Source organism: Enterobacter cloacae complex sp. ECNIH7, from assembly GCF_002208095.1.
In the GTDB taxonomy this organism is placed as follows: Bacteria; Pseudomonadota; Gammaproteobacteria; order Enterobacterales; family Enterobacteriaceae; genus Enterobacter; species Enterobacter cloacae_M.
In genome coordinates this window covers 5,045,182-5,070,128 of sequence record NZ_CP017990.1, presented here as the reverse complement: position 1 = coordinate 5,070,128, position 24,947 = coordinate 5,045,182, and the positions used below count along the sequence as shown (strand labels likewise).

At 54.7% G+C, this 24,947-nt stretch carries 30 protein-coding genes; 22 read left to right on the top strand and 8 right to left on the bottom strand.

The features are described 5' to 3' along the window. Positions 1–238 precede the first annotated feature (238 nt). Positions 239–1,288, bottom strand: a complete 1,050-nt coding sequence (locus WM95_RS25295; protein WP_000014576.1) for a phage portal protein — start codon at positions 1,286–1,288, stop codon at positions 239–241. Beyond that, positions 1,289–3,001: a terminase large subunit domain-containing protein gene (locus WM95_RS25290; protein ID WP_023309718.1), complete on the bottom strand. Its 1,713-nt coding sequence runs from the start codon at positions 2,999–3,001 to the stop codon at positions 1,289–1,291. A gap of 153 nt (positions 3,002–3,154) precedes the next feature. Between WM95_RS25290 and WM95_RS25285 the strand changes: the two genes are divergently transcribed. The 16 genes from WM95_RS25285 (at position 3,155) to WM95_RS25210 (ending at position 13,998) form a co-directional block, all read left to right on the top strand. Next, positions 3,155–4,000, top strand: a complete 846-nt coding sequence (locus WM95_RS25285) for a GPO family capsid scaffolding protein (RefSeq protein ID WP_064001006.1) — start codon at positions 3,155–3,157, stop codon at positions 3,998–4,000. 40 nt (positions 4,001–4,040) lie between these two features. Further along, positions 4,041–5,087, top strand: a complete 1,047-nt coding sequence (locus tag WM95_RS25280; protein ID WP_001246220.1) for a phage major capsid protein, P2 family — start codon at positions 4,041–4,043, stop codon at positions 5,085–5,087. Between the two features lie 42 nt (positions 5,088–5,129). Continuing rightward, complete coding sequence (gpM, locus tag WM95_RS25275; RefSeq protein ID WP_088545015.1) at positions 5,130–5,978, top strand: phage terminase small subunit; 849 nt, start codon at positions 5,130–5,132, stop codon at positions 5,976–5,978. Between the two features lie 102 nt (positions 5,979–6,080). Next, on the top strand, positions 6,081–6,569 hold the full coding sequence (locus WM95_RS25270) for a head completion/stabilization protein (protein ID WP_088545014.1): 489 nt from the start codon (positions 6,081–6,083) through the stop codon (positions 6,567–6,569). Next, positions 6,569–6,769 (top strand): tail protein X, encoded by a 201-nt coding sequence (locus WM95_RS25265; protein WP_001102549.1) that lies wholly within the window; start codon positions 6,569–6,571, stop codon positions 6,767–6,769. The genes WM95_RS25270 and WM95_RS25265 overlap by 1 nt, the downstream gene beginning before the upstream one ends. 10 nt (positions 6,770–6,779) lie before the next feature. Next, a complete protein-coding gene (locus WM95_RS25260; RefSeq protein ID WP_000543937.1) occupies positions 6,780–7,115 on the top strand; it encodes a phage holin, lambda family in 336 nt (111 codons plus the stop codon). Then, on the top strand, positions 7,099–7,539 hold the full coding sequence (locus tag WM95_RS25255; RefSeq protein WP_088545013.1) for a lysozyme: 441 nt from the start codon (positions 7,099–7,101) through the stop codon (positions 7,537–7,539). The genes WM95_RS25260 and WM95_RS25255 overlap by 17 nt, the downstream gene beginning before the upstream one ends. Positions 7,540–7,640: 101 nt before the next feature. Next, on the top strand, positions 7,641–8,171 hold the full coding sequence (locus tag WM95_RS25250; RefSeq protein WP_088545012.1) for a DUF2514 family protein: 531 nt from the start codon (positions 7,641–7,643) through the stop codon (positions 8,169–8,171). Then, positions 8,171–8,665 (top strand): phage tail protein, encoded by a 495-nt coding sequence (locus WM95_RS25245; RefSeq protein WP_000917105.1) that lies wholly within the window; start codon positions 8,171–8,173, stop codon positions 8,663–8,665. Before WM95_RS25250 ends, WM95_RS25245 begins: the two co-directional genes overlap by 1 nt. Continuing rightward, complete coding sequence (locus WM95_RS25240) at positions 8,626–9,270, top strand: phage virion morphogenesis protein (RefSeq protein WP_088545011.1); 645 nt, start codon at positions 8,626–8,628, stop codon at positions 9,268–9,270. The genes WM95_RS25245 and WM95_RS25240 overlap by 40 nt, the downstream gene beginning before the upstream one ends. 157 nt (positions 9,271–9,427) lie before the next feature. Next, positions 9,428–10,048 carry a phage baseplate assembly protein V gene (locus WM95_RS25235; protein WP_088545010.1) on the top strand — a complete coding sequence of 207 codons (621 nt, stop codon included), beginning with the start codon at positions 9,428–9,430 and terminating at the stop codon, positions 10,046–10,048. After that, entirely contained in the window at positions 10,045–10,407 is a 363-nt protein-coding gene (locus WM95_RS25230; protein WP_000108898.1) for a GPW/gp25 family protein, read from the top strand. The genes WM95_RS25235 and WM95_RS25230 overlap by 4 nt, the downstream gene beginning before the upstream one ends. Beyond that, positions 10,404–11,315: a baseplate assembly protein gene (locus WM95_RS25225; protein ID WP_088545009.1), complete on the top strand. Its 912-nt coding sequence runs from the start codon at positions 10,404–10,406 to the stop codon at positions 11,313–11,315. The genes WM95_RS25230 and WM95_RS25225 overlap by 4 nt, the downstream gene beginning before the upstream one ends. Continuing rightward, positions 11,308–11,922: a phage tail protein I gene (locus WM95_RS25220; protein ID WP_088545008.1), complete on the top strand. Its 615-nt coding sequence runs from the start codon at positions 11,308–11,310 to the stop codon at positions 11,920–11,922. The genes WM95_RS25225 and WM95_RS25220 overlap by 8 nt, the downstream gene beginning before the upstream one ends. Continuing rightward, positions 11,912–13,402 (top strand): phage tail-collar fiber domain-containing protein, encoded by a 1,491-nt coding sequence (locus WM95_RS25215; RefSeq protein ID WP_088545007.1) that lies wholly within the window; start codon positions 11,912–11,914, stop codon positions 13,400–13,402. The genes WM95_RS25220 and WM95_RS25215 overlap by 11 nt, the downstream gene beginning before the upstream one ends. Further along, positions 13,402–13,998, top strand: coding sequence for a tail fiber assembly protein (locus tag WM95_RS25210; protein WP_088545006.1), 597 nt, complete (start codon positions 13,402–13,404; stop codon positions 13,996–13,998). Before WM95_RS25215 ends, WM95_RS25210 begins: the two co-directional genes overlap by 1 nt. A gap of 137 nt (positions 13,999–14,135) precedes the next feature. Here the strand turns inward: WM95_RS25210 and WM95_RS25205 are convergent, their stop codons facing one another. Genes WM95_RS25205 through WM95_RS25180 form a run of 6 tightly spaced genes read right to left on the bottom strand, consistent with a single transcriptional unit; the run spans position 14,136 to position 19,962 of the window. Further along, entirely contained in the window at positions 14,136–14,585 is a 450-nt protein-coding gene (locus tag WM95_RS25205) for a phage tail protein (RefSeq protein WP_088545005.1), read from the bottom strand. A gap of 10 nt (positions 14,586–14,595) precedes the next feature. Beyond that, complete coding sequence (locus WM95_RS25200; protein WP_088545004.1) at positions 14,596–17,766, bottom strand: phage tail tape measure protein; 3,171 nt, start codon at positions 17,764–17,766, stop codon at positions 14,596–14,598. Beyond that, positions 17,766–17,840, bottom strand: coding sequence for a GpE family phage tail protein (locus WM95_RS27675; RefSeq protein WP_322928566.1), 75 nt, complete (start codon positions 17,838–17,840; stop codon positions 17,766–17,768). The genes WM95_RS25200 and WM95_RS27675 overlap by 1 nt, the downstream gene beginning before the upstream one ends. A 50-nt stretch (positions 17,841–17,890) precedes the next feature. Continuing rightward, entirely contained in the window at positions 17,891–18,226 is a 336-nt protein-coding gene (locus WM95_RS25190) for a hypothetical protein (protein WP_000047593.1), read from the bottom strand. A gap of 14 nt (positions 18,227–18,240) precedes the next feature. Next, a complete protein-coding gene (locus tag WM95_RS25185; protein ID WP_088545003.1) occupies positions 18,241–18,756 on the bottom strand; it encodes a phage major tail tube protein in 516 nt (171 codons plus the stop codon). A 12-nt stretch (positions 18,757–18,768) separates the two neighbouring features. Beyond that, positions 18,769–19,962 (bottom strand): phage tail sheath subtilisin-like domain-containing protein, encoded by a 1,194-nt coding sequence (locus WM95_RS25180; RefSeq protein WP_088545002.1) that lies wholly within the window; start codon positions 19,960–19,962, stop codon positions 18,769–18,771. 157 nt (positions 19,963–20,119) lie between these two features. Here WM95_RS25180 and WM95_RS25175 point away from each other — a divergent pair, with 157 nt between their 5' ends. From WM95_RS25175 to pfkA, 6 genes are all read left to right on the top strand, one after another. After that, complete coding sequence (locus WM95_RS25175; RefSeq protein ID WP_088545001.1) at positions 20,120–21,238, top strand: phage late control D family protein; 1,119 nt, start codon at positions 20,120–20,122, stop codon at positions 21,236–21,238. Positions 21,239–21,286: 48 nt separating this feature from the next. Continuing rightward, positions 21,287–21,529 carry an ogr/Delta-like zinc finger family protein gene (locus WM95_RS25170; protein WP_001251454.1) on the top strand — a complete coding sequence of 81 codons (243 nt, stop codon included), beginning with the start codon at positions 21,287–21,289 and terminating at the stop codon, positions 21,527–21,529. A 101-nt stretch (positions 21,530–21,630) separates the two neighbouring features. Beyond that, positions 21,631–21,963: a zinc ribbon domain-containing protein gene (locus WM95_RS25165; protein WP_001229865.1), complete on the top strand. Its 333-nt coding sequence runs from the start codon at positions 21,631–21,633 to the stop codon at positions 21,961–21,963. An 11-nt stretch (positions 21,964–21,974) separates the two neighbouring features. After that, positions 21,975–22,607 carry a type VI secretion system-associated protein TagO gene (locus WM95_RS25160; RefSeq protein ID WP_236901068.1) on the top strand — a complete coding sequence of 211 codons (633 nt, stop codon included), beginning with the start codon at positions 21,975–21,977 and terminating at the stop codon, positions 22,605–22,607. Between the two features lie 244 nt (positions 22,608–22,851). Beyond that, positions 22,852–23,745 (top strand): CDF family cation-efflux transporter FieF, encoded by an 894-nt coding sequence (gene fieF / locus WM95_RS25155; RefSeq protein WP_023309697.1) that lies wholly within the window; start codon positions 22,852–22,854, stop codon positions 23,743–23,745. A 174-nt stretch (positions 23,746–23,919) separates the two neighbouring features. Continuing rightward, a complete protein-coding gene (pfkA, locus tag WM95_RS25150; protein ID WP_023309696.1) occupies positions 23,920–24,882 on the top strand; it encodes a 6-phosphofructokinase in 963 nt (320 codons plus the stop codon). The last annotated feature ends 65 nt before the right edge of the window (positions 24,883–24,947 follow it).

Here is a 24,947-nt window from a genome sequence, read left to right as displayed (position 1 = left end):
CTGCGTGCGGGCGAGGCGGGGGAATGAGCGCGCGCTGAGGGGTGGGATAGGGTCGGTATTATCTGCGCCGATTTTCGCGCCGCTGCGCCTCGCTGCTGCGTCGTTTTCGGTTCGTCGTGGTGGTTTGAGGCAAAAGAAAAGCCCCTGCCAGCGGGCTGCTGAGGGGCTTACGTGCGGTGTGGTCAGTTGCGGCCGTGCTGGCCGTTCCACGGTGGTGGTGGGTGTGTCCGGGCTGGCGTCAGATTGCTGCCTGCAACAGTGCGTAAGGGTTGAAGCGCACCACGTCGATCCCCAGCCAGTCGTTTAACTCTTTCAGGCTTTCTTGTATCGGGGCCAGTTCGTTGATGGAAAACACCTTCGCCGCTTTCTCTACGTCGCCGAAGCCACCGGAGTTATTCGGCATTACCCCCATCAGAACGGGCGGTACGCGGTGCGCGGCTAACAGGTCGTCTCGGGTGGCGTCTTTGATGCCGGTAAACTCATCCTTCGCCGCCACCTGGCTGAACGGCATAATTTGCAGGCCGTCTTTTTTTCCGCCCGCCGCGTAGACAAACAGGTTTTTAAAAGCACCGTTGCCACGTGCATCTTTCAGCGACTTCTTAAGCTTTTCCACATCGTTATTATTCGCTACCGGGTCGGTGAGGTAGACGATCACACCCGCATGACTGCCGTTAATGTAGTAGTTGCGGCGGAACACCGTTGCTTCACCGTTCAGCATGGCGCTTTGTAGTGCGGCCAGATATTCCGGCGCGCCGTAGATCTCCTGGTGCGGGCTGGGGTTCTTGATCTGGCAGACGCTGCCCGGTTCGAACGCGTGATCGTCAACGTAGCGCGGAACAAACCAGAATTGCGCCGGGTCTATGCCGCGCCGCGTATATTTCGCCTGGCTGTGCCGCAGTTCAATCGGCTGGCCGAGTCGGTTGCGGCGGCATTCCATGTAACAGTTACCAAAAATTAAATAATCCTGCACCCAGGCGGTGAACTCCTGCCGGGTCAATAGCGGGTGTGGTATGTAGCAACTGGCGATAACATTGCGTTTAAATATCAGCGGTGACTGGTGATAGGCGGCAACGTCGAACATGCGCGCCAGCCCGTAAGGGCTGATCGGTGGTTCATACCAGCGGCCATTATTATGGCATTCGAGGCACTCCATAAGAGACGCGCGATCGTTGACTGCGATCGGGTCGCCAAAGCTGAAAGATTCCACGCTTTCCAGCGGGGTGGCTGCGTTGCTGGCCGTGCTGGCTGGCGCAGCAGTTGGCGCCCTGAATTTCTTTTTGCCGCTCAATTAAAACTCCTCCACAAAACTGCCGTTATCGCCGGTCACTTCCGCGCCGATCGGTTCGTTGTAAATGCCCTGCATAGTTGCCCATGCCAGATCGCCGTGATTGCTCCCACGGGCCCGATCGGACTGGTAGGTAATAACGCCGCCTGCGGTGACTTTACGCACGGTCATAAACGACTGTGCGAGATCCATCATTCCGGCGTCGAACTCAAAGCGCCCGGCACGAATGACCATCAACATTTTGAGCACCATCGACCGCTTAAGAACCGGTGAATAGTTGTATTTAACCGCCTGCGGGAAGAACTTGATCACCAGTTGATAAACCGCATCGCCGATCCCTGTGCCGTCGATAGCAATGTGCTGCACGTTGTAGCGGGTGGTGATCTCTTTAATAAATTTGGCCTGCTCTTCGTACTCCATGCCGCGTAACTGGTGGCGTTCTACCGCGCGGAACTTACCACCCGGCACGGCTGGCGGTGCCAGCACAACCAGCCCGGCGCTGTCGCCTTTGCCGCTGCTGCCGTTGGGGTCATAGCTAACCCAGACAGGGCGATTACCCAGCGGGCGGGGTGCAAACGGGTTCCAGTCCGGCCATGCGTCCGGCATGTAGCCATCAACGCCGCAGCCCAGAATTGCGTTGTAGTCGAAGGCGCGTTCCCCGGCTTTAACGAACATGCAGCCGTACAGGTTGGCGTATTCGTCGGGGGAGTTTTCGTTACGGATTTCATCGGTATCAACCAGATCGAAGCCGAGCTTCACGGCGTCTTCCAGCGTAACTATCTGGCGCCAGATGTTATCCCCGCCCAGCTTGCCGTTTTTGAGCGTCTTATAACTGGTGTCGATATCCACCCGATCGGCCCGTGAACGGTGCTTATTGAACTGATCGCCAGTCCAGAAGGGATAGGCTTCATGTTCTTCACTGGAAGGTGTCGAAAAGTAGGTGCGGCGTAGCCCTTTGTGGGTCGCCATGCCTGCGGCGACTTTACGCAGGTTGATGAAGTTGCTGATCCAGAAGGCTTCATCCATGTACAGATCGCCGGTGTAGCTCTGTGCCGTCGCGGCAGAGGTGCCGAGAAAGTACAGTGTTGCGCCGTTGCTCAATACGATGGCGTCGCCGCCTTTGAGTTCTACACCGATTTCCTGTGCCAGCTTCTGTATGAACCGCTTGAACTGGAACGCCTGGGCGCGGCTGGCTGACAGGAATATCTGGTTATTTCCGGTTTCCAGCGCACGCAACAGTGCTTCGCGGGCAAAGTACCAGGTGGCACCAATCTGGCGCGATTTGAGGATAAAGCGGTTACGCCGGTTCCACTGTTTGAACCAGCGTTTTTGATGCTCGTATAGCGAATCAAAGACCAGGGCGCGAAGCTGGGTTATCTGTTCTTCGGTGAAATGGTTTTTCGGGGTCTTCGCCTTTTTCTCTTTCTCCTGGTCGCGTCGCTCATGCCGTTCAAAGCGGTCAAGCTGGCGCGCCAGCAGGTCAATTTCTTTGAAGTCCTTCGGGGTTTTGTCGTCCTTTTCCACCAGGCGCAGGTAACGAACGTGCGTGCGATCCTGCACCCGCTGCATGGGGGTGGCTTTATCCCATTCATAGCGGCGGCGCCAACTGTAGATCGTGTTAATGCTCACCCCGATTTCCTTAGAAATCTGAGTGATGCTAAACGCCTGCCAGTAGAGGCTTTTGGCTTTTGTGCTGAGGTCTTCGGCTGTATTCATGGCAACAGGCTATCGCGCTCGCGCGCGCAACAATATCGCCGCTGGTTGTCGCCTGAGTCCGACAAAGTGAAGGCTTTGCGCCTTCCGGCTGCAAAGGGAATGATTGGGGCACTGGTTAATATCAATCGCTTACCAACCCGGAGCTTTGTCACCATGCCAATGACAAATTTTTTCCGCGTCGCAGTCGAAGGCGCAACCTGTGATGGCCGTGTGCTGGAACGTCAGCACATTATCGAAATGGCCGAGCAGTACGATCCCCAGGTCTATGGCGCCCGCGTCAATCTGGAACACATTTTAGGCTGGTCTCCAAACAGTGATTTTCGTGCTTACGGCGACGTTGCTGAAACGAAATATGAAGAAATCGCCGAAGGCCAGTTAAAGGGCAAGTTGGCGCTTCTGGTGAAGGTGGACGCCACGGATGAACTGGTCGAACTGAAGAAGAAACGTCAGAAAATCTACCATAGCATTGAGGTGCATCCGTCCTTTGCCGACACCGGCAAAGCCTACCTTATGGGGCTGGCCTGTACCGATAACCCGGCAAGCCTGGGCACCGAAATGATGAAGTTTTGCACCCAGAACGCCAGCGCCAACCCACTGGCCGCGCGTCACTACGCACCTGAATGCTTCTTCACTGAAACCCTGGAATCATCCCTTGAATTTGCGCAGGAAGAGCCGCCAGCGTCCGACACCGGGAAGAATTTCTTTTCCCGTATCAAGGAAATGCTGACCGGAACCCGCCAGCACTTCGATCGTGAAAATGGCGATATTCGCCAGGCGGTTGAACTGGTAGCAGAAAGCCAGGGTGAATTGCTGGACAAGGTGGAAAAACTGAGCGCAGGGCAGCTTAAGAATAAGCAGACCGCCGAAGCGGTGGAGAAGTTGCGCTCTGAGTTCGACGAGATGAAAGCGCAGCTTTCTACCCAGGACGCCAGCAAATACCGCCGTCCGGAAGCGACCGGCGCAACTGAAAAATCTAACGCCCAGCTTGCTGACTGCTGATCGCCGTCAGTAACGAAGGAACAGTACAGGAAAAATAACTATGCGTAATTCTACCCGTGAATTGTTTGATGCGTATCTTGAGCGACAGGCCGAACTCAATCACATCAACAAATCCCACGTAACAAAGGCGTTCAGCATTGATCCGAGCGTTGAGCAGACGCTTGAAGACAAGGTGCAGCAGTCTTCCGAAATGTTGAAGAAGATTAATATCTACGGCGTTAACGATCAGTCCGGTGAAAAAATCGGTCTGGGTGTGAGCGGGCCGATCTCCAGCACCAACAATTCCACCACCGATCGCCGCCAGCCTGTTTCCGTCACGGCGCTGGATTCGAACAAATACACCTGTAATAAGGTGAACGCGGATACTTTCGCCTCTTATGCGCAGCTTGATGCCTGGGCTAAATTCCCGGATTTCCAGCAGCGACTGAGCAATCAGATCATTCAGCGTATTGCGCTTGATCGCATCATGATCGGCTTTAACGGAACCAGCTACGCGGATAAGTCCGACCGCAACGCTAACCCGCTTTTGCAGGATTGTGGTATCGGCTGGCTGCAACAGTACCGCGCAAACGCGCCGCAACGTGTCATGAAAGATATCACCGTGACCAGCCGCGACGATTCCAACCAGGTGATCGCTAAAGGTGATTACGGTAACTACGACTCGCTGGTTTATGACGCGGTTAACTCACTGATGGACGAGTGGTACAAAGATTCGCCCAATCTGGTGGTGATCACTGGTCGTAACCTGACGGTTAGCCGTTCGTTCCCGATCATCAACGCCGTCAGCACCAATAACCCGAACTCCGAAGCGCTGGCCGGTCAGTTGATCGCATCACGTAAGACGATCGGCAACCTGCCTTCGTTCATCGCGCCTTTCTTCCCTGATGGCAGCATGTTTATCACTTCGTGGGAAAACCTGTCGATTTACTGGCAGGAAGGTGCGCACCGTCGCCGTATCGTGGAAGAGCCGGAATATAACCGCGTCTCTACCTACAGTTCGTCAAATGATGCCTATGTTGTTGAAGATTACGGCTTCGGCTGTCTGATCGAAGGCATTACCGCCGCCGAACCAGCACCGGCACCATAAATCAGCGCAGGCCAGCTAACTGCTGGCCGCTTTGGGGGCATCATGTTGACACCTGCTCAACAACATTTTAACCGCGTGATGGCTGAACGCCGCCACGCCAGCCGTGAGCCGTCGCAGCTTGAAATGACGGCCTACGAAACCATGCTTCACCGCCTGCGACTGGATAAAGCCCGTTTAAGCCGTGTCCAGTCCCAGAAGGCTAAAGCGGATTTAAAACGCGAACTGCTGCCGGACTACCAGCCGTGGATCGAAGGCGTACTTACGGCAGATTCCGGCCAGTCTGACGACGTGTTAACCACCGTCATGATCTGGTGTTGTGACTGCGGAAACATCGCCGAAGCCCTGCGCATTGGTCAGTACGTATTGCGCCATAAGTTACCGATGCCGGATCAGTATCGCCGCACCACCGCCACCGTACTGGTGGAAGAAATTTGCGATCCCGTCCTGGCTGCATTCAAAGCTAACCCGGCTGTTGCGCCGATCGCCGCTGACCTGCTGGAAGCATTGCGGGGCTTAACCCTGAACGAAGATATGCCGGATGAGGTGCGCTCAAAGCTGCTTAAGGCGCTGGGGTATACGCTGCGCCTGACTGACAACGTTGAATCGCTTACCGCTGCGGTTGAATACCTGCGCCAGGCGGCAGTGTTGAACCCGAAAAAAGCAGGCGTAACCCGTGATATTGAGCTTCTGCAACGTGCGCTTAAGAAGTCCGGGCAACCTGCTGACGGTGACGGCGCAGACGGCAAGCCAGAAGCAAACAGCACCGAAACCCAGACGGCAACGCCGCCAGCCCAGCCAAAAGCGAAGCGGGAAACCAAAAAGCCCGCCGCTAAAAGCAAGCCGGCAGCGAAGAAAAGAACCACGCCAGCCCGCCAGAAGGCGGCGTCATAACCGAACGTGCCCCCGCGCACCCAGGCGGCACGGCAGGCGAAAACAGGCAACGCCGCGTCTTCGTCCTGCCGTCCACCGCCTGACTTATACGGAGTAGAGATCATGAGTCTGGTAGCCACTGAGCCAGTACGGCCAGCATCCGATCCCGTGCCGGATGATGGCGGCGCGAAAGTTGAAAGCCTGCCATTCTGGCCGGTCATTTCGCTGGCTGAACTACGCCGCGCGATGCGCCTTGATGGGCAGGTGACAACCGATCGCCTGATGTCGCGAACGGTGGAAGCGGTGGCCCATGTTAATGATCAGCTTTTCCTGTGGCGCCAGGTGCAGATTGATGCGGGCTATGAGTCATTAGCAGAAATTCCGGCCAGTCCGGTGAATGGCACTTCCGTGAAGGTATGGCGCTATAAAAACGCCGTGTATTCACTCACTAAGGCGCTGTTGATTGAAGGCTACCGCGATATTGACACCACCAGTAAAGGCGAAGACCACGCGGCGGCATTGAGCACGCAGATCGATACGCTGTGGCGGGATGTGCGCTGGTCAATCCGTGATATCCAGGACGAAAGCCGGGGTCTGGCGGAGTTGGTGTAATGAACGTTCAGGCGCAGCAAAACGACACGATCGACCTGCTTTGCTGGCGCTATTACGGCAGAACAGCAGGCGTTACCGAGGCGGTGATCGATGCCAATAAGGGCATTTCCGCCGCCACTGAGTTGCAGGCCGGGCAGATTGTCTACCTGCCAGAGATCCAGCCGCCAGCCCAGCGGGAAACCGTGCAGCTATGGGATTAAGGGGGAGGGTATGCACGACACACCACCGGGATTACTCGAACAAACAATGAAATGGATCGCTACTTATCTGCCGACACTGTTTGCGGCTGGTGCGGCGCTGAGTATTTCGGCGCTAATGAGCCTTTACGATGGGCAGTCTTTGCTTAAAACCGCCACCGGATCGCTGGTATGTGGGATTGTCACGCTTGCTGTGGCCGGTTCGCTGGAATATCTGGGGCTTCCGTCCAACGCAGTAACATTCGTGGGCGCCTCAATCGGATTTATGGGCGCGGATAAAGTCCGCAACAAAGTTACCGGGTTTATCGAAAACCGAATCGGAGGGATGAAAGGTGGAGATGAGCAATAACGGCATCAACATGCTGAAAGGTTTTGAAGGGTGCAGGCTGGCCGCTTATCAGGATTCTGTAGGCGTCTGGACGATCGGTTATGGATGGACTCAACCCGTCAACGGCGTGCCGATTGGCAAGGGCATGACCATTACGCAGGAAACAGCCGATAGCCTGTTGCGTAGCGGTCTGGTGCAGTATGAAAAAGGCGTTACGGGGCTGGTTAAAGTCACCATCAATCAAAATCAGTTCGATGCGCTGGTTGATTTTGCCTACAACCTGGGCGTAAAGGCGCTGGAAGGTTCCACACTGCTGAAAAAGCTGAATGCTGGCGATTTCGCCGGGGCTGCGGCTGAGTTTCCGAAATGGAATAAAGCAGGCGGCAATGTGTTGCCGGGGCTGGTTAAGCGTCGGGAAGCCGAGCGCACGTTATTTCTGGCCTGATCATTTTTAACCGTGCTGGCCGTGCGCATCGAGCGCGGTCATTTTTGACAGTGCTGCAGCACGTTCAATATTGACGGTGCGAGCTGGCGAGAGGTTTAGTGATGGGGTTGTCACGCTGGAAAGTGATCGTTTGTCTTGTGCTGGCCGCTGCTGCTGTATGGGGTTTTAGCCACTGGCGTTACAGCGCCGGTTACGGTGATGCCGATCAGCACTGGCGTGAAGAGTGGGCGCAACGTGATGCACGCGATGCCACCGCGCTGGCGAAAAGGCAGGCTGAAGCAAGGGTAGAAGAACAACGCCGACAAGGTGAAATTGATGCGATCAGAAAACAAGCCAGCCAGCAGCTTGCTGGCGTGCAGGCTGATGCCGATCGTGCCCGTGCTGCTTCTCGTGGGCTGCACGACAGGGCCGACAAACTCGCCAGGCAACTGGCAGACCGTGAACGCGCCTGCGGTGCCGGAACTCCCGGCAGAAGCGAGGCAGAAACCAGCGGCGCCGTACTGCTCGCCGACTTGTTCCGCCGCGCTGACGATCGAGCGGGGCAACTGGCAAAAGATGCTGATGAAGCAAGAGCCAGAGGATTAGCCTGTGAGGCTGCGTATGATGCGGTTAAGTCCGGGAGGGATAAGTAATGCTTAAACCCGATTTGCTGCGCCAGATGATAAGCCAGCATGTGCCCTGGCTGCGTGAGAATCCCGATAATCTGGCGGTTTACCTGCGTAAAGGCCGTATGGTCAGCACCGGCCAGCGTGCTGCTGCGTTTGAGTATCGCTATACGCTGGAAGTGCTGGTGATGGATTACCCTGAATCTCTGGATACTATCAGCGTGCCGGTGCTGGCATGGGCGCGCTTATATCAGCCTGATCTGTTGTTTAACCCGGACAGGCAGCAGAACGGCATAACATTCGAAGCCGATATCCTGAGTAACAGCACGATGGACGTGCTGATCCAGATTCAGGCTGATGAAGCAGTGATAGTCACCCGTGAAGATGGCGAGATCGTCACCCGTCATCGTGCTGACCCTGCACCGGGGCCAGAAATTGGCGCGTGGTCACTGGTATTTGTTGATGAGGTCAGCGGCGAAACATGGCAGGACAACAAACCGATCCCCTCTTCCAGCAGTTAGACGACTGGCTAGCCAGTGTGGCCGCGCAGCTTTCGCCGGGGCACCGTCGCAAGCTGACGCGCGACGTTGCGATCGGGCTGCGTAAGCGCCAGCAAAAGCGTATCGCCAGCCAGAAGAACCCCAGCGGTGAAAGCTATCCGGCCCGCCGCCGCAAAATACTGCGCACCCAGGGCGGGATAAAGTTTATATGGAATGATGAGGCCAGGGAGTTACGCAACTGGCGAACCACGGGCAGAGGTGAGCACCGCGCAATCACCGGCTATGACGTGGATCGCGGTGCCCTGCGCACGTTCTATAAGCGCGATATCCAGCGCTATATTGAAATCAATCTCAACCAGTCAAAGCAAAACCGCACCAGAAAGGATCCGATGTTCCGCAAGCTGCGCACCGCACGCTTTCTTAAGGCTTACGGTACGGGCGGCATGGCTGTGGTTGGCTTTCAGGGGCATACCGCCGAAATTGCCAGCGTTCACCAGTACGGTGAAGTCGATAACGTGGTGCCGGGTGCCCGTGCACGCTATCCGGTGCGTGAACTCCTGTGTATGACCGAGGGGGATTTAGACTGGCTGGCCGATACTGTTGTCGCCTTCATGCAAGAGATTTGATTGTCACAAACCCGCCACAATGGCGCCGCGTTGTTTGCGCGCGCGCGACTCCTGATACTGACTGCATAACCCAAAAGCCGAAACGGTCGTAAAGCCTGCTACCAGGTGGAAGCGACGCCGGACAGCGTAACCGGCACCACGGGAAACAGTCAGCACTATGAATTTAAACGAACTCTATCGCCTTATCTGCAATCTCGCCCGCATTGGCACCGTGCTGGAAGTGGATACGGAAAAGTATCTTGCGCGCGTCGAAACCGGCGAGAACAAAACCGACTGGATCCGCTGGGCAGTGCCGCGCGCCGGTGAAGCTGTGACGTGGTGGGCGCCGACAGAGGGCGAACAGGTTTATATTTTGTGCCCCTGCGGTGAGATGGAGACGGCATTCATTGCCGGAAGCCTTTACAGCGAAGACGCACCGCCGCCAGATGCTGGCGCTACCACCTGCGTGATCCTGCACCCGGACGGCGCCAGAATTTCCTATGACCCGGAGGCCAGCGCGCTGGTTGTCAGCGGGGTGAAAACGGCAAGCGTCACCGCGTCGGAATCCATTACCGCCACCGTGCCGGTGGTAACGGTCAAGGCAGATACGCGCGTTACCCTGGACACGCCGGAAGTGGTCTGCACCAATAATCTGAAAACGTCCACCTTTGAAGTGACAGGCGGCGGAAAGCTTAACGGAGCATTTACCGGGGTTATGACCATTAACGGCGTTAAACCAGACGATCATGATCATGGCAACGTACAGTCGGGCGGAAGCTGGACTAAGGGCATTAAATGAGCACCGTCCGCTACAGCGGCATGAATGCTGGTTCAGGCCATGCCATCACCGACAACGAGCATATAGCGCAGTCTATCGGCGATATTCTGTTAACGCCGATCGGTTCCCGTGTAATGCGCCGCGCTTACGGTTCGCAGCTTTTCAACCTGATAGATCAGCCGGTCGATAACGCCATAACGAAGCTGCGCGTTATGTCTGCCATCTACAGCGCCCTGTATTTATGGGAACCGCGGATCTCTCTGACCAGTATCACCCTGAGCGCGCCGGGCGCCGGTCGGCTGGTTGCCACTATCCAGGCCAATCGCACCGACAATCAGACGCCATTTAACGCCGATATCACATTGAGGGGCCAGGCATGAGCGGCACGATCGATTTATCGCAGCTACCGCCGCCCGTGGTGGTTGAACCGCTGGACTTCGAAACGCTTTTCGCGCAGCGCAAGGCCGCATTTATTGCAATGTACCCGGCAGACGAACAGGAAGAGATCGCCCGCACGCTTGAGCTTGAATCGGAGCCGATCACCATGCTGCTGGAAGAAAATTGCTATCGCGAATTGCTGTTGCGCCAGCGGGTGAATGAAGCGGCCCGCGCGGTAATGCTGGCTTATTCCTCAGATAGCGATCTGGATAATCTGGCTGTCAATTTCAACGTTGAACGTCTGACCATTCAGGAAGAAGACGACAGCGTTACCCCGCCAATTGAAGCTGTGATGGAGTCAGACGCGGATTTACGCACGCGTACCCAGCAGGCGTTTGAAGGTCTGAGCGTGGCCGGGCCAACGGCGGCATATGAATTTTGGGGGCGTTCGGCTGACGGGCGCGTAGCTGATATTTCGGCGGTCAGTCCTACACCTGCCTGCGTCACCATTTCGGTGCTGTCGCGTGAGGGTGACGGAACGGCCAGCGATGATCTGCTTTCCGTAGTAGCTGCTGCCCTGAACGATGAAGAGGTGCGCCCGGTGGCCGACAGGGTTACGGTGCAGTCTGCGGAAATCGTGCCCTACCAGATTGATGCAACGCTTTATATCTACCCGGGGCCGGAAGCCGAACCCGTCCGGCAGGCATCGGAACAGCAGTTACAGGCTTATATTGCTGCGCAGAATCGCTTAGGGCGTGATATCCGACTTTCGGCTATCTACGCCGCCCTGCACGTTGAAGGCGTCCAGCGCGTTGAACTGGCGCAGCCTGTTGCTGATATCGTGCTGAGTGACTACCAGGCATCGCACTGCACCGAGTACACCATAACGGTGGGGGGGTACGATGAGTAATGACCTGTTACCGCCCAGCGCCACCAGAATGGAGCGCATCGCCGCACGCGTCTGCGCGTCGCTGGGTGAAGTGCCTGTGCCTTTGCGTCAGTTGTGGAACCCGTGGACGTGCCGCGCCGATCTGCTGCCCTATCTGGCGTGGGCTTTCTCCGTCGATCGCTGGGATGAAGTCTGGCCGACCAGCACCAAACGAAAGGCGGTGGCCGATGCGTTCTACCTGCACAAGTACAAGGGTACAACAGGTGCTATGCGTCGGGTTGTGGAGCCGTTCGGTTTCTTCATCCGGGTTAACGAGTGGTGGAACATCGACACCGAACCCGGCACCTTCACGCTGGATATTGGCGTAGAAGACCAGGGAATAAGCGAAGAAACCTATCAGGAGCTTGAACGCCTGATCGCCGATGTGAAACCGTGCAGCCGCCATATGCTGGGTATGTCGCTTCACCTGCAAACAACTGGCGACGTATATATCGGCGCTTCCAGCTATTCCGGCGATACGTTGACCGTATACCCGTATTTCCCTGAAACCATAGCCGTGGGCGGTGATGATTACACCGGGGCGGCAATCCATTTAATTGACACCGTGGAGATCGCAAGTGGCGACTAAATATTATGCCGTGCTAACCAATGTGGGCGCGGCGAAACTGGCAAATGCCACGGCATTGGGTGTGCAGGTTGAGATCACCCAGATGGCTGTAGGCGATGGCAACGGCGCATTGCCGACGCCGAACCCGGCACAAAAGGCGCTGGTTCATGAGCTGCGTCGCGCGCCACTCAATACCCTGAGTATTGATCCGAATAACGCCAACCAGATTATTGCCGAACAGGTTATCCCCGAAGATGTGGGCGGGTGGTGGATCCGTGAAATCGGCTTATTCGATAAAGACGGCGATATGATTGCCGTAGCCAACTGCGCAGAAACCTATAAGCCGCAATTGCAGGAAGGTAGCGGGCGCGTTCAGATTGTCCGCATGATCCTGATCGTCAGCAGCACCGCCGCCGTGACGCTGAAAATTGACCCTTCGGTAGTGCTGGCAACGCGCCAGTATGTTGATGATCAGATAATCCAAGTGAAAGCCTATGTAGATCAGCAACTGGCGGCGCACATCGCAGCGGCAGATCCTCACAAACAATATGCACCCAAGGAAAGTCCGGCCCTGACCGGAACGCCTACGGCGCCGACTGCTACGGCTGGTAATAACTCCATGCAGATAGCGAATACCGCATTTGTTCAGGCGGCGTTGGTTGCCATGATTGGAGGTGCGCCCACGGCGTTGGATACACTGAAAGAAATTGCTGCTGCAATCAACAATGATCCTAATTTCAGTACAACCATTGGCAACGCTCTTGCGTTGAAAGCTCCGCTGGCAAGCCCGGCTATGACCGGAACGCCAACCGCACCTACTGCGGCGCAGACAGTGAATAATACGCAGATTGCCACTACGGCATTTGTGAAGTCAGCCATTTCTGCACTGGTGGCATCATCCCCGGCTGCGCTGGACACTCTGAATGAATTGGCGGCAGCGCTGGGTAACGATCCAAACTTTGCTACCACTGTTACAAATGCGCTGGCGGGCAAGATGGAAATCAGCAAAAACGGCGCTGATATTGCGGATGTTACTGCATTTTTGAATAGCCTTGGGCTGGGTGTGGGTTCTGCCCTGCCGGTTGGTGTGCCTGTTCCATGGCCGCTGGCAACCCCACCAAATGGCTGGCTGAAGTGTAATGGAGCTGTGTTCAATAAAACCAATTACCCTAAGCTGGCTGTGGCTTACCCTTCCGGCAATTTACCAGATTTACGTGGCGAGTTTTTGCGTGGTTGGGATGACGGGCGCGGGGTGGATAGTGGGCGTGCTTTACTGAGTATGCAATCAGATGATTTTAAAACGCATGAGCATAAATTTTTAGGTTCAGGCGGACAGAGTGGGAGTGCCACTGTTTTTGGGACAACACCCAACACGAACAACATTTACACCAACGCATTTAGTCAGCCTGGTGGTGGTACTCTTAACGCGTTTCAAAACCCAGGCGGCACCGAAACCAGACCACGCAACGTCGCATTTAACTACATCGTAAGGGCTGCATAATGGGAAAGGCGAAACTTGACAGTGAATTTATTGCCACGGTGGCCGGTGATATTACCGTGTTTAATTACGATGGTGAGACACGCGAATATCTTTCTTCAACCGTTGAATGTCTGGCTGTTGGCGTTGGCCTGCCAGCCAACTCCTGCACCGATGCGCCGGGGGAAAGCAAAGAGGGTTTTGCTATTTGCCGTAACGTCGATTTTACCGCCTGGGAATACGTCGCCGATCATCGTGGTGAAACGGTATACAGTACCGAAACAGGCGAATCCGTGATCGTTTCTTTGCCTGGTGATTACCCGGTGGGCACCACCACCGTGGCACCTGCCACATCTTACGATACGTGGAACGGTAGCGAGTGGGTGACGGATACGAAAGCGCAGCACGCGGCGGACGTGGAAACGGCGGAGCAACAGAAAGCTGCGCTAGTGCTTGAGGCGCAGGCAACGATCAGTCTCTGGCAGACGGAGCTACAGTTAGGGATTATCAGCGATGAAGATAAAGCCAGCCTGATCGCCTGGATGAACTACATCAAAGCCGTGCAGACGGTGGACACCTCGAAAGCGCCGGATATTACCTGGCCGGATAAGCCGGAATAAGTTTTCATTCCGGCACGCATGGACGTTTCTGACCGTGCTGGCCATGTGCATCGAGTACAGTCATTTTTAACGGTGCTGTAGCACGGTCAGTTATGGCAGTGCCGCCAGGAGGGGAAGCGGGCAGAGGCCCGCTTTTCTTATATCGAAAGGTTGGTTTTCACCAGAGAGAAGAGATCGTCGGTGGTCGTTTCGGCCAGCTTTTCCCGTATGTCCTCGCTTACCCGTTTCAGGTTGAGCGTAAAATCAATTTTCTTTGCCTTCCCGTCTTTAAAAAACTCAGTCCGGTTTTGCGTGATCTGCTCAATTACATACATGCCGTAGATCCTGCCTGTGCCTTCTATAAGGGGCCATGGGCGCCCGGAAAAAGCCATAGTTTCCAGCATGACAAGCGACACGTCACCGCCGCTTATTTCGGGGTACAGCGTGCCGCTGAGTACGATCGGTTCTTCATCTGCGCCGATGAACTGATAGCGCGGGGATTTCCCCACGCGATCGTTTTTGACGTGCCGCCAGGAGTTGGTTTTATTCGCACTCTGGTAAGGCGTGGTTTGCAGTGAAAAGGGGAACATCCCCAGAATCATCATCATGATATTGCCCTTAGACGTGATCGGTCAGTTGGGAACGCTTGCGCCGGTCGGCCTGCTGCTTCGCTAACGCAAGTTCTTCGCGCACGCGCCTGATAATGGTTTCTTCATCCAGTTTCTGGCCGCTAAAGTCGAAGTTAAGGTTATATACATCGCCACCCGGTGCAGGCATCAGCGCAGCGACGGAAGCCGCAGACGGCGACGCCGAAACGGGCACCCGTGCGGCGGGCTTCTCAACCTGCCACGGCGTAACGGAAGCGATCAGCGATCCGGCCTGCTGCGTCACCCAATCCGTAAGGGATGGTAGCTGGCGCTGCGCCTGCTTAAGCGGTTCCGAATATCCGCCACGGATCGGGATATAGGGCTGCTTATTCTTGAAGACGATTTCGCCGGGGCCGTCTTTCTTCTCCGTGGTATTGGTGGCGATTTTGTCCAGGCTGCTGCTCATCTTCGGCACGATGTTGGCTGGGCCCTTGAGCGAGTTAATTAAGCTTTCCTGCTTTTTCTGCTGGTCAATGGACTGCTGTTGCTTCTGGTTGGTTTTCTTCTGCTGATCGTCTTTCGGCGACCAGTTCCAACCCTTTTTAACCATTTTCTTTTGCTGCGGATCCCACTCCCAGACAACAGGGTCTTTGTGCATACTTTCCGCAGCTTGCTGCGCTGCTTTTGTTGCGTCGGGGATGGCGCCGAGTTTTTCCAGTACCCATCCTATACCGCGCGCTATTCCTTCGATTATTGGTGTTAATGCAGATAGAGCGTTACCGACAACCTTACCGAACGTTTCCCCGGCACTGGTGCAGGAGGCCAGCGCTTCGCTGGAGAACTGGATAGGTTCGAATAGTTTTGTGAACCACTCCCAGACGCCACCGACAGCATTACCGATAGAGTCAAAGAGTGGGGCCAGTGGTGCAAAGGCTGTGCTAAATGCTGCGGTTAAAGGCTGTAAGCCACTCATTAACCCGGTGTAAAAGCCAGTGAAAAAGGCTTTTATAGGTTCCCAGAATTTAATAACGGCGATCGCGGCTGCTGATAAAGCGATTACCAGTATTCCAATAGGGCTAAGAAGTAATGATAACCCGCCACCCAACGCCATCATTACGGTGCGTCCAACGTTCAACAAAGCGCCGAAACCGGAGGTTGCCAGAGTTCTGAGGCCATTACCAAGCCAGGTTATAGCCGTCATAGGCCTTGTGAATAGGGTAAATAGCCCCTGTCCGGCAACAACTGCACCGCGTGAAAGTGCCATTAACGCTGTGTTTAACCCGCCAATAGCTTGTTTGCTAAATTGGGTAATGCCAGACGCAGCAGACCGGAAGAGGGCAGGCCAGTCTTTAATGCTTCGGCCCACGCCAGATAGTGAGGGGATCAGCCCCCGTAATGTGCTGGATAATTTTCCCAGCGAGCCTATGAGTGGAGTTACCCCACCGGAGCCAGCCAGCGTGGTGAAGCTGAGGCGTACAAGCGCCATCGGGCCGAGCACTGCGCCGATGGACAGCATCAGGCCGCCCACGACAACCAGCAACGCGCCTATGGCAGCGGTGACTTTCATGATTGAGCCAACCAGCGCCGGGTTAGCCTCAACCCAGCGGCGGACGCTGCCAACCACCTTACTGACGGTAAGCATGATATCCATCAGCGGTTCGCGGAGTGTTTCCCCTGCTGAACTGAATGCGTTAACCGCGCCGGTTTTGGTCAGTTGCCATTGAGCAGAAAGGGAGGCTTTATTGATATCAGATTCCCGATTCATGGAACCTTTAGCGGCTGCGCCCTGCGTCAATTCTATCTGGCGGCGTAGTTCTGGCAGGTTGTTGGCAAGTTTCTGCGCATCATCGCCGAACTCTTTGCCGAAAATTTGGGTAAGGTTGGCTACCTGTTGATCAGGGGCTAGTTTTTTGGACGCTTCCAGCACTGAAATGATTGTGCCCATTGCGTCCACTGACATGCTCTTCTGAACTTTTTCGGCGCTGAGGCCGAGGGCGTCCAGACCCTGCATAAAGTTTTTGCCCTGAACCGTAGCGATTGAGAGTTCGCGCACCATTGCATTGGTGGCGCTGGCGGCAACTTCGGCAGGGGTGCCGAGCGTCAGAAAGGTGGAACCCAGCGCGGCGGCTTGCTTGTAATCCAGTTGGCTGGCTAGTCCGCCAACGCGCTGGAGCACGTCGATAATATCGGAGCCTTTCGACTTCGCGTTATCGTCCAGGTAGTTTATGGCGTCGCCTAACTGTTCAATGTTTTGGGTAGGGATTTTATACAGCCCAGCAATCTTACCGAGACTTTCAGAAAGCTGGTCGGCGGGAAGTTCGAAGGCAACAGAAGCCTTTGCCGCCATGCTGGCGAAAGACAGCAGATCGGCTTTTTGTTTTTCCCACGGATCATCGCTGTTTGCGACGCCCATACGTGCGCCGCCTTCGACCAGTGCGGCATAGTCAACAGCACCGTTTGCCATTGGCAGCTTTTCGCTGGCATCCATGATCGCCCGCTGCATTTCTTCATATTGCGGGGTGCGGTTGCCGCTGTCGTCACGCAAGCCGTTTACCTGTTTGGCTACGCCCTTCATCGCGTCTTCAAGACTGCTGTAGGATTTCACCGCAGCGGCGACAGGTGCGAGGGTTGCCGCACCCACGGCGGCGGTTTTCATTCCCCCGCTCATCATCTTTTCGCCGGTTTCTTTGGCGCGGCTGTAACGGGCCTGCGCCTGGTTAACAGCGTCAAGCCGTCGCTGCTGTTCGGCAAGCTGGCGGTTGTATTGCGCGGTGCGCTGGCTGATCTGTTCCGTCGCCCGGCTGGCACTGCTGATCGCAATGCCTTCGCTGTAGAAGCTGGCGCGCAACTGGTTAAGTTGCGTCTGCTCGCCTTTCTGCTGCTGGGTTAACTGGCGAATGGCTGCACGTTGCTGATTGAGGGCGGCAACCTGTTCGGCACTGCGCTGGCGTAACGGGCCATAAGCCGCCGCCATTTGCCGGGCCTGTTCTTTCGCCTGGGCCAGTTGTTCGGTGGTTTTTTTATTGGCTGCGGTGAGGCGGTCAAAGCTGGTTGCCTGACGCTCAAGCCCTTTAATGCTGGTTTTGGTTTGATTGATTTGAGACGCCAGCGCGGCGGCACTCTGGCGCGCCGCGTTGACAGGGCGGGACATATTATTCAGGGCGCTGAATGCCACCCTGATATTTAAATTGCGGTCTGCCATTAGTGATCTCCACCACTGCGCGCAGCCGCCTGATCACGCCATAACAGTATTTCCTGTACCGTCATGGCGTCCATCTCTACCGGCCGCCAGTGGAATATGACGGCGATATCTGCCATCAGGTCTTCTATGCGTTCGCAGGGGCATCGGATGATTCGTTGCCCGTATCCGTCGCGGTCAGATCCGAAGAGGGTTGCAAAAAATCAACCACCGCGTTGGCTAACTGGCAAAAATCCCAGGTATCCATTCGGGCAATCTCATCGGCGGTTAATGCCGGAGCGGTAACGCGGGGAAGCAGAATAACCAGCGCGTCATAGTTGGACGTCAGCACGTCATAGGCTTTTAAGCCGCGCAGTGATCCAGCCTGTTTAAGCACGGAAGTGATCGCCACTTCGGTGATTTTGGTCTTACCGCGCGTAATAGGGGCGGTAAGAATAACGGTGTTTTCTTTGGTTTTGCTCATGGTGCCGGGTTTCCTTATAGGCCGATGTTAGCGCGGTGTTTTTCCAGCACATCCACACCGGCAACTTTGTAGATCATGTTGAGCACATCAACTTCGATAATCTCTTCGCCGTTGATGGTCAGCTTGTAATACGTGTTTTTCAGGGTGTACTTATGCGAAGTGTCATCCCCGACTTTTGCCGAACCGGGATCCAGTTCAGTGAAGCGACCACGCGTCTGGATTTCGCACGGTACGGCGTCGCCGGTCGCGTCGTCCTGATAAGAGCCAGCAAAACGTGTTTGCATTCCGTCAGCGGTGGTAACGCCCCATTTTTTCAGCAATCCTGCATCCAGACCGCCAAGCGTGATATCCATATCCAGGGCGCCAGCGTCGAAGCCCAGATCCACCGCAACCGAACCCGGCATACCGCCCGCATGGTAGTCTTCGGTTTTTTTGGTGAGTTTGGCGGGGGTGATTTCCGGCACCATGCCGAAGTAGTTATCCCCGTCAAAGAACATATTGAAATATTTGAGTTTCTTAGGCAGTGCCATAAGCGCCCCCGGTTAGTTATTCACTGCGCTGGAAAACGTAGCGAAATATTCGTCGGTGAACTCCTGTACCAGGCTGAGATTTTCCAGCGGTGGAACAGGGGTGTAGTTGTACTTAATGGTCAGTTGACCATTGCGCAGGGTTTCCGAGGTATTCGGTTCCGGGTCATACCAGCAGCGGGCGCCCAGCAGCTTGCCAGCCGTCACATATGAGGTCAGCTTCTTATTGATGCCGTCCACAATGTCCTTTACCAGCGACGGGGTAAGCGGTTTATCAACATAGGCGAAATGGGCTTCGGCGACGGTATCCGCAACGATCTGCGCGGTTCGGGTATAGCTTTCGAAGATATACGTTTCGGCGTCGCAGGTACGCGATCCCCAGATGCGGTAGCCGTCCTGCTTGATCAGCGTGGTAACGCCTGCTGCGTTCAGTTCGTCGGCGTCGGTATCGGTGCCCTGCAACGTGAAATAGATATCCCGATCCATCCCCAGCACGTTATTAACGGGCACGTTGGAAATGGTTTTATGCCAGCCCTGCGTTGCGTCGATTTTGGCGCGCATCCCAACCGCATGGGCACCCACGGGCACGGTGGCATTCGCCCCGGCGTTGGTGTCGTAGCAGATGAAATTAGGCCAGATAACCATCATTTCACGCTGGGAGAACTGTTTGCGGTATTCCTTCACTTCGGCGATGGTGTTGCAGCCGTTCGCTGCCACGTAAGCAAACGCGCGCAGCTTTTCGGCAATGACGCCGAGTTGTGCGGCCACCGCTTCCGTATCAAGACCGGGAACAGCCAGGACGCGCGGACGTACGCCTACGCGCATTTCGGCAGACAGCAGCGCGTACATGCCGGTAAAGCGTCCGTTTGCATCGGTGCCGCCAATAACCAGTTGATCCTGTGTCTGTGCGGTGCCGCCTTCTGGCGGTTCGATATTTGCAGCATCAGCAACGCGGATCACAATGGTTTGCGGGCTGGTCTGGTCTGAAATCGCTTTCAGGGTGGTAAACAGGGTGCCGGTTTTACCTGCCTTGCCCAGCATGTTAGCCACGCGGGTGATCAGTACAGGGGTATCCAGTGGGAACGCTGTTTCGTCCGCATCATCAGCGGTGCAGACAACGCCGATCACCGCCGAATCAATGTCAGTGATCATCGTGCTAAGGTCGGTGGTTTCCGTGACGGTTACACCGTGATGGTAGTTAGTGGCCATGTATTTGCCTCGCCAGTTTAATGACTGCGAATATCATTGCGGCAATGGCAGGCCGATGCGATGAATAAGGGTTGTCAGCAACCTGCAACAATGACGGGGCGTTGTTCATGCGCGCGCGCGTGGCGACGATGTACCCCATCATGATGAAGGGGTTGATATGGACACGACAGAAAACCGATATTCGCCGCGCCCGGCGTTCAGTATTGAAATTGAAGGTAATCAGCTTACGGCGCTGGATAACCGGCTGATCTCTCTTTCCCTGACAGATAACCGGGGCTTTGAAGCGGACACGCTGGATCTGACTCTGGATGATGCAGACGGGCAGGTAGCATTACCACCACGCGGCGCAAAGATATCGGTGGCGCTGGGCTGGGATAATGATCCATTGGTTTTTAAGGGCGTCTATACGGTTGACGAGATTGGACACGCTGGCCCGCCTGACCAGCTAACGATCAGTGCCAGAAGCGCAGATTTCCGCGATACCTTCAACGTGAAGAGGGAATATAGCTGGCACGATATTACCGTGGGGGATGTGGTCGCCAGCATTGCCAGCCGCTACGATCTGCGTGCGGGTGTCAGCGAAGAACTGGCGAAGATTGAGATAGACCACGCCGATCAGACGAGTGAATCAGATATCAGTTTCTTAACGCGCATGGCCGAAATGCTGGGCGCGGTGGCAACCATTAAAAACGGTATGCTTCTGTTTATCACGCCAGGTAAGGGAGTGACGCAGAGCGGCAAGCCGCTGCCGGTGATCGAGATAGTCCGGTCAAGCGGTGATAAACATCGCTTTAACGTAGCCGACCGCGACGCGTACACGGGCGTAACTGCATACTGGCTTGATCTCAACTTTGGTAAAAAACCATCCACTACCGTGAAGAAAACAATCCGCAGGCGGCGAACCAGCCAGGCCAAAAAGAAAGAGCCTGCATCCAGCAAAAAAGAGGGTGATTATCTGGCCGGGGCCGAAGGTAACGTTTTTGTTATCCGTAAAACCTTCAAGACGGAAAAGGCGGCGAAGCGTGCCGCTGCGGCTAAGTGGCGGGAGTTGCAGCGTGGAGCGGCGACGTTCAGCATCACCCTGGCGCGTGGCCGCGCAGATTTGTACCCGGAACAGCCCGCCAGCGTCTACGGCTTTAAGTCCACGATTGACAGTGGGAACTGGACGATAACGCGGTGCGTTCACGATATTGGTGGGGGAGGGTTTACCACGTCGCTGGAACTGGAAGTAAAAATCGACGACTGGACAGCGGAGAGTGACGATTCAACGTCTTAAGCGTTATACTTGCGTTGATATTAACCAGTCCTGAAAGGAGGCCCGCGTATGGCAATGCGCTGTCCTCGCTGCCGTGCAATAGCAAAAACCAGAACCAGCGTTGAGCTGAGTTTGCTTGTACGGCGCAGCTATCACCAGTGTCAAAATATGTTGTGCGGGTACTGTTTCACCAGCATGACGGAAATAGACGGTTCACTAAACCAGACCCAGCCAGCGCCCGGCGCGATGGTGCCACAAGAAGCTTTTCCACGAAGTCACCACGGCGAAGATCAGTTATCGCTGGCACTCTAAAATAACCCGCCTATATGGCGGGTTAATTTTTATTTATTCAAACAAAATCAACTGATAGGCTTTATGGCGGTTATGTAACCATGTCTATGGAGTCTAGGAAAATGGCATTAGTAAACTGCCCGGAATGCAGTAAAGAAATTAGTGATTCAGCGTTTAAATGCCCGTCTTGCGGCCATCAGGTCAGAAAGCCGAAGCGCTCATTTTTTGGCAAGATCGTTAAGTGGATATTTATCCTGTTTAACATCTTTATGATCTATTGCATTTTTGCCGGGGCTGGCGGCAGTAGTGACGTTATCAATAACGCAGCCTCAGACGCAGAACGGGCCGGAGCCGCAATTGGTACGGGGCTGGGGATGATGATGCTGGGAACCATCTGGGTTATTGGCGATATCATTATCGGAATGTTTGTTTTCTTTACCCGCCCGAAATCATGAAAGGTAATGGTATGAAAAAGATAATCATTGCTCTGGCGCTTTGCTCTTCTGCTGTATCAACAGCGTATGCGGTAGAACCAGTTAAAGCCGATATTAACAATGACGCTTTAATGAAATGCCAATCCGAGGCAAAAAGTGATGCGCGTTTAGCTTGTTACGATAAGGTTCTTCCACCGAAAGTAGCCGAAGAGGCTAAGCCAGTAGTAGGTGTTGGAAAATGGCAGGTATCCACGAAAACTTCACCTGTGGATGATTCAGAGAATGTTTATGTTAGCCTTTCTGCTAATGATTCTTTCCGGTCGCAGTTTGGGGAATCGATCACACCAAGTCTTTACATCACTTGCCGCGAGAAAAAAACAGAACTTTTCCTCAATTGGGATACCTATCTTGGGTTGAATGAAACACAGATGTTATCTCGCTTGGATAAACAGAAGGCAAAAACGAAAACATGGGACATATCTAGCGATACCAAATCCGTATTTTATCGTGGCAATGTCATCGAGTTCGTCAAGGCGCTGAGCCAGGCTAACTCAATGTTTACTCAGATCACGCCTTACAATGAAAGTCCCGTGAGTGCGACATTTGATGTTGCTGGACTGTCAGAGGCATTGAAGCCACTTCAAAAAGCGTGTGGATGGAAGTAATGCGGTGTGCAGCCCCGTAATGCACGGGGCTTTTTTTTGTCGAAGTGTAGTCAAAATGTAGACGAAGATTAGAATAAATCATTTTATTCCATTGTGTTACTGGCCGGATTTCTTCACCATCCCTGTCTTCCCCCACATGATGTGGGGGTTTTTTTTGCCCCGCATCCGCCCTGTTAACCGTTTATTCATCCTTAGACTCCCCATGCTTCCGTTATAATAGCGGCATGACATGACAGGAGCGTTTATGAATCAATCCTATGGAAGACTGGTAAGCCGGGCCGCCATTGCGGCGACCGTCATGGCCTCCAGCCTGTTACTGATTAAAATCTTTGCCTGGTGGTATACCGGCTCGGTCAGTATTCTGGCGGCGCTGGTGGACTCGCTGATGGACATTGCCGCCTCATTGACCAACCTGCTGGTCGTGCGTTACTCGCTGCAGCCAGCGGATGAAGAGCACACCTTTGGGCACGGTAAAGCGGAGTCGCTGGCCGCGCTGGCGCAAAGTATGTTTATATCCGGTTCTGCGCTGTTCCTGTTTCTCACCGGCATTCAGCATCTCGTCTCGCCGACACCGATGAACGATCCCGGCGTCGGCGTCGTTGTGACGATCGTTGCGCTTATATGCACACTTGTTCTGGTAACGTTCCAGCGCTGGGTCGTTCGCAAAACGCAAAGTCAGGCCGTACGGGCGGATATGCTTCATTATCAATCTGATGTTATGATGAATGGGGCTATTCTTATTGCGCTCGGTCTGGCCTGGTATGGCTGGCATCGCGCCGATGCGTTATTTGCGTTAGGGATTGGTATCTATATTTTATATAGCGCCCTGCGGATGGGGTATGAAGCGGTGCAATCACTGCTTGACCGCGCCCTCCCGGACTCAGAACGTAATGAAATTTTTTCTATCGTGACCTCCTGGCCCGGCGTCAGCGGTGCACACGATCTTCGAACGCGGCAGTCAGGGCCGACCCGCTTTATTCAGATTCATATTGAAATGGAAGACAACCTGCCACTGGTTCAGGCTCACGTTATTGCTGAGCAGGTCGAGCAGGCGATTTTGCAGCGTTTTCCTGGTTCAGACGTCATCATTCACCAGGATCCCTGTTCGGTTGTACCCGGTCATGTTGGGCTTTCGTAATTCGTTGTAAAAAAGTGAGCCAGGCCAGCATTTTGTGTATAAATTACCGCCGTTTGGTCTGACCTGAATCAATTCAGCTGGAAGGGATTGATATACTATTTGCAGTATTCGTTGGTCGATAAGTTTCTTCCGGCAACAGATTTCAATTTTGCATTCCTAAGTTCAGAGGTAGTCATGATTAAGAAAATCGGTGTGTTGACAAGCGGCGGTGATGCGCCGGGCATGAACGCGGCAATTCGTGGTGTTGTCCGTGCAGCGCTGACGGAAGGCCTGGAAGTTTTTGGCGTTTATGACGGTTATCTGGGCCTGTATGAAGATCGTATGGTTCAGCTCGACCGTTACAGCGTGTCTGACATGATCAACCGTGGCGGTACTTTCCTCGGTTCCGCGCGCTTCCCGGAATTCCGTGATGAACACGTTCGTGAAGTGGCTATCGAAAACATGAAGAAACGCGGCCTGGACGCCCTGGTGGTTATCGGTGGTGACGGCTCCTACATGGGTGCAAAACGTCTGACCGAAATGGGCTTCCCGTGCATCGGTCTGCCGGGCACCATCGACAACGACATCAAAGGTACTGACTACACTATCGGCTTCTTTACTGCACTGGGTACCGTTGTTGAAGCGATTGACCGTCTGCGTGACACCTCGTCTTCTCACCAGCGTATCTCTATCGTTGAAGTGATGGGCCGTTACTGTGGCGACCTGACGCTGGCGGCAGCCATTGCGGGCGGTTGTGAATTTATCGTCGTGCCAGAAGTCGAATTTAGCCGTGAAGATCTGGTGGCTGAAATCAAAGCAGGCATCGCGAAAGGTAAAAAACACGCAATCGTGGCTATCACCGAGCACATCTGTGACGTTGACGAGCTGGCGAAGTACATCGAAGCCGAAACCAAACGCGAAACCCGCGCGACCGTACTGGGTCACATCCAGCGCGGCGGTTCCCCAGGCCCGTACGACCGTATTCTGGCGTCCCGTATGGGCGCGTACGCTATCGATCTGCTGCTGCAGGGTCACGGCGGCCGCTGCGTCGGTATTCAGAACGAAAAACTGGTTCACCACGACATCATCGACGCGATTGAAAACATGAAGCGTCCGTTCAAAGGTGACTGGCTGGACTGCGCGAAAAAACTGTACTGATCGGCTCTGTTGCCCGGTGGCGGCAAGGTAAATGCAAAACGGTAACCCTTGGGTTACCGTTTTTT

Excerpts from the sequence above, each read along its gene's own strand:
- WM95_RS25285 (WP_064001006.1), top strand. The coding sequence starts at position 3,155 with ATGCCAATGACAAATTTTTTCCGCGTCGCAGTCGAAGGCGCAACCTGT.
- WM95_RS25250 (WP_088545012.1), top strand. The coding sequence starts at position 7,641 with ATGGGGTTGTCACGCTGGAAAGTGATCGTTTGTCTTGTGCTGGCCGCT.
- WM95_RS25245 (WP_000917105.1), top strand. The coding sequence starts at position 8,171 with ATGCTTAAACCCGATTTGCTGCGCCAGATGATAAGCCAGCATGTGCCC.
- WM95_RS25165 (WP_001229865.1), top strand. The coding sequence starts at position 21,631 with ATGGCATTAGTAAACTGCCCGGAATGCAGTAAAGAAATTAGTGATTCA.
- WM95_RS25185 (WP_088545003.1), bottom strand. The coding sequence starts at position 18,756 with ATGGCACTGCCTAAGAAACTCAAATATTTCAATATGTTCTTTGACGGG.
- WM95_RS25265 (WP_001102549.1), top strand. The coding sequence starts at position 6,569 with ATGAACGTTCAGGCGCAGCAAAACGACACGATCGACCTGCTTTGCTGG.
- pfkA (WP_023309696.1), top strand. The coding sequence starts at position 23,920 with ATGATTAAGAAAATCGGTGTGTTGACAAGCGGCGGTGATGCGCCGGGC.
- WM95_RS25210 (WP_088545006.1), top strand. The coding sequence starts at position 13,402 with ATGGGAAAGGCGAAACTTGACAGTGAATTTATTGCCACGGTGGCCGGT.
- WM95_RS25190 (WP_000047593.1), bottom strand. The coding sequence starts at position 18,226 with ATGAGCAAAACCAAAGAAAACACCGTTATTCTTACCGCCCCTATTACG.
- WM95_RS25220 (WP_088545008.1), top strand. The coding sequence starts at position 11,308 with ATGAGTAATGACCTGTTACCGCCCAGCGCCACCAGAATGGAGCGCATC.
- WM95_RS25280 (WP_001246220.1), top strand. The coding sequence starts at position 4,041 with ATGCGTAATTCTACCCGTGAATTGTTTGATGCGTATCTTGAGCGACAG.
- WM95_RS25270 (WP_088545014.1), top strand. The coding sequence starts at position 6,081 with ATGAGTCTGGTAGCCACTGAGCCAGTACGGCCAGCATCCGATCCCGTG.
- WM95_RS25230 (WP_000108898.1), top strand. The coding sequence starts at position 10,045 with ATGAGCACCGTCCGCTACAGCGGCATGAATGCTGGTTCAGGCCATGCC.
- WM95_RS25235 (WP_088545010.1), top strand. The coding sequence starts at position 9,428 with ATGAATTTAAACGAACTCTATCGCCTTATCTGCAATCTCGCCCGCATT.
- WM95_RS25180 (WP_088545002.1), bottom strand. The coding sequence starts at position 19,962 with ATGGCCACTAACTACCATCACGGTGTAACCGTCACGGAAACCACCGAC.
- gpM (WP_088545015.1), top strand. The coding sequence starts at position 5,130 with ATGTTGACACCTGCTCAACAACATTTTAACCGCGTGATGGCTGAACGC.
- fieF (WP_023309697.1), top strand. The coding sequence starts at position 22,852 with ATGAATCAATCCTATGGAAGACTGGTAAGCCGGGCCGCCATTGCGGCG.
- WM95_RS25240 (WP_088545011.1), top strand. The coding sequence starts at position 8,626 with ATGGCAGGACAACAAACCGATCCCCTCTTCCAGCAGTTAGACGACTGG.
- WM95_RS25205 (WP_088545005.1), bottom strand. The coding sequence starts at position 14,585 with ATGATGATGATTCTGGGGATGTTCCCCTTTTCACTGCAAACCACGCCT.
- WM95_RS25175 (WP_088545001.1), top strand. The coding sequence starts at position 20,120 with ATGGACACGACAGAAAACCGATATTCGCCGCGCCCGGCGTTCAGTATT.
- WM95_RS25170 (WP_001251454.1), top strand. The coding sequence starts at position 21,287 with ATGGCAATGCGCTGTCCTCGCTGCCGTGCAATAGCAAAAACCAGAACC.
- WM95_RS25200 (WP_088545004.1), bottom strand. The coding sequence starts at position 17,766 with ATGGCAGACCGCAATTTAAATATCAGGGTGGCATTCAGCGCCCTGAAT.
- WM95_RS25225 (WP_088545009.1), top strand. The coding sequence starts at position 10,404 with ATGAGCGGCACGATCGATTTATCGCAGCTACCGCCGCCCGTGGTGGTT.
- WM95_RS25290 (WP_023309718.1), bottom strand. The coding sequence starts at position 3,001 with ATGAATACAGCCGAAGACCTCAGCACAAAAGCCAAAAGCCTCTACTGG.
- WM95_RS25260 (WP_000543937.1), top strand. The coding sequence starts at position 6,780 with ATGCACGACACACCACCGGGATTACTCGAACAAACAATGAAATGGATC.
- WM95_RS25160 (WP_236901068.1), top strand. The coding sequence starts at position 21,975 with ATGAAAAAGATAATCATTGCTCTGGCGCTTTGCTCTTCTGCTGTATCA.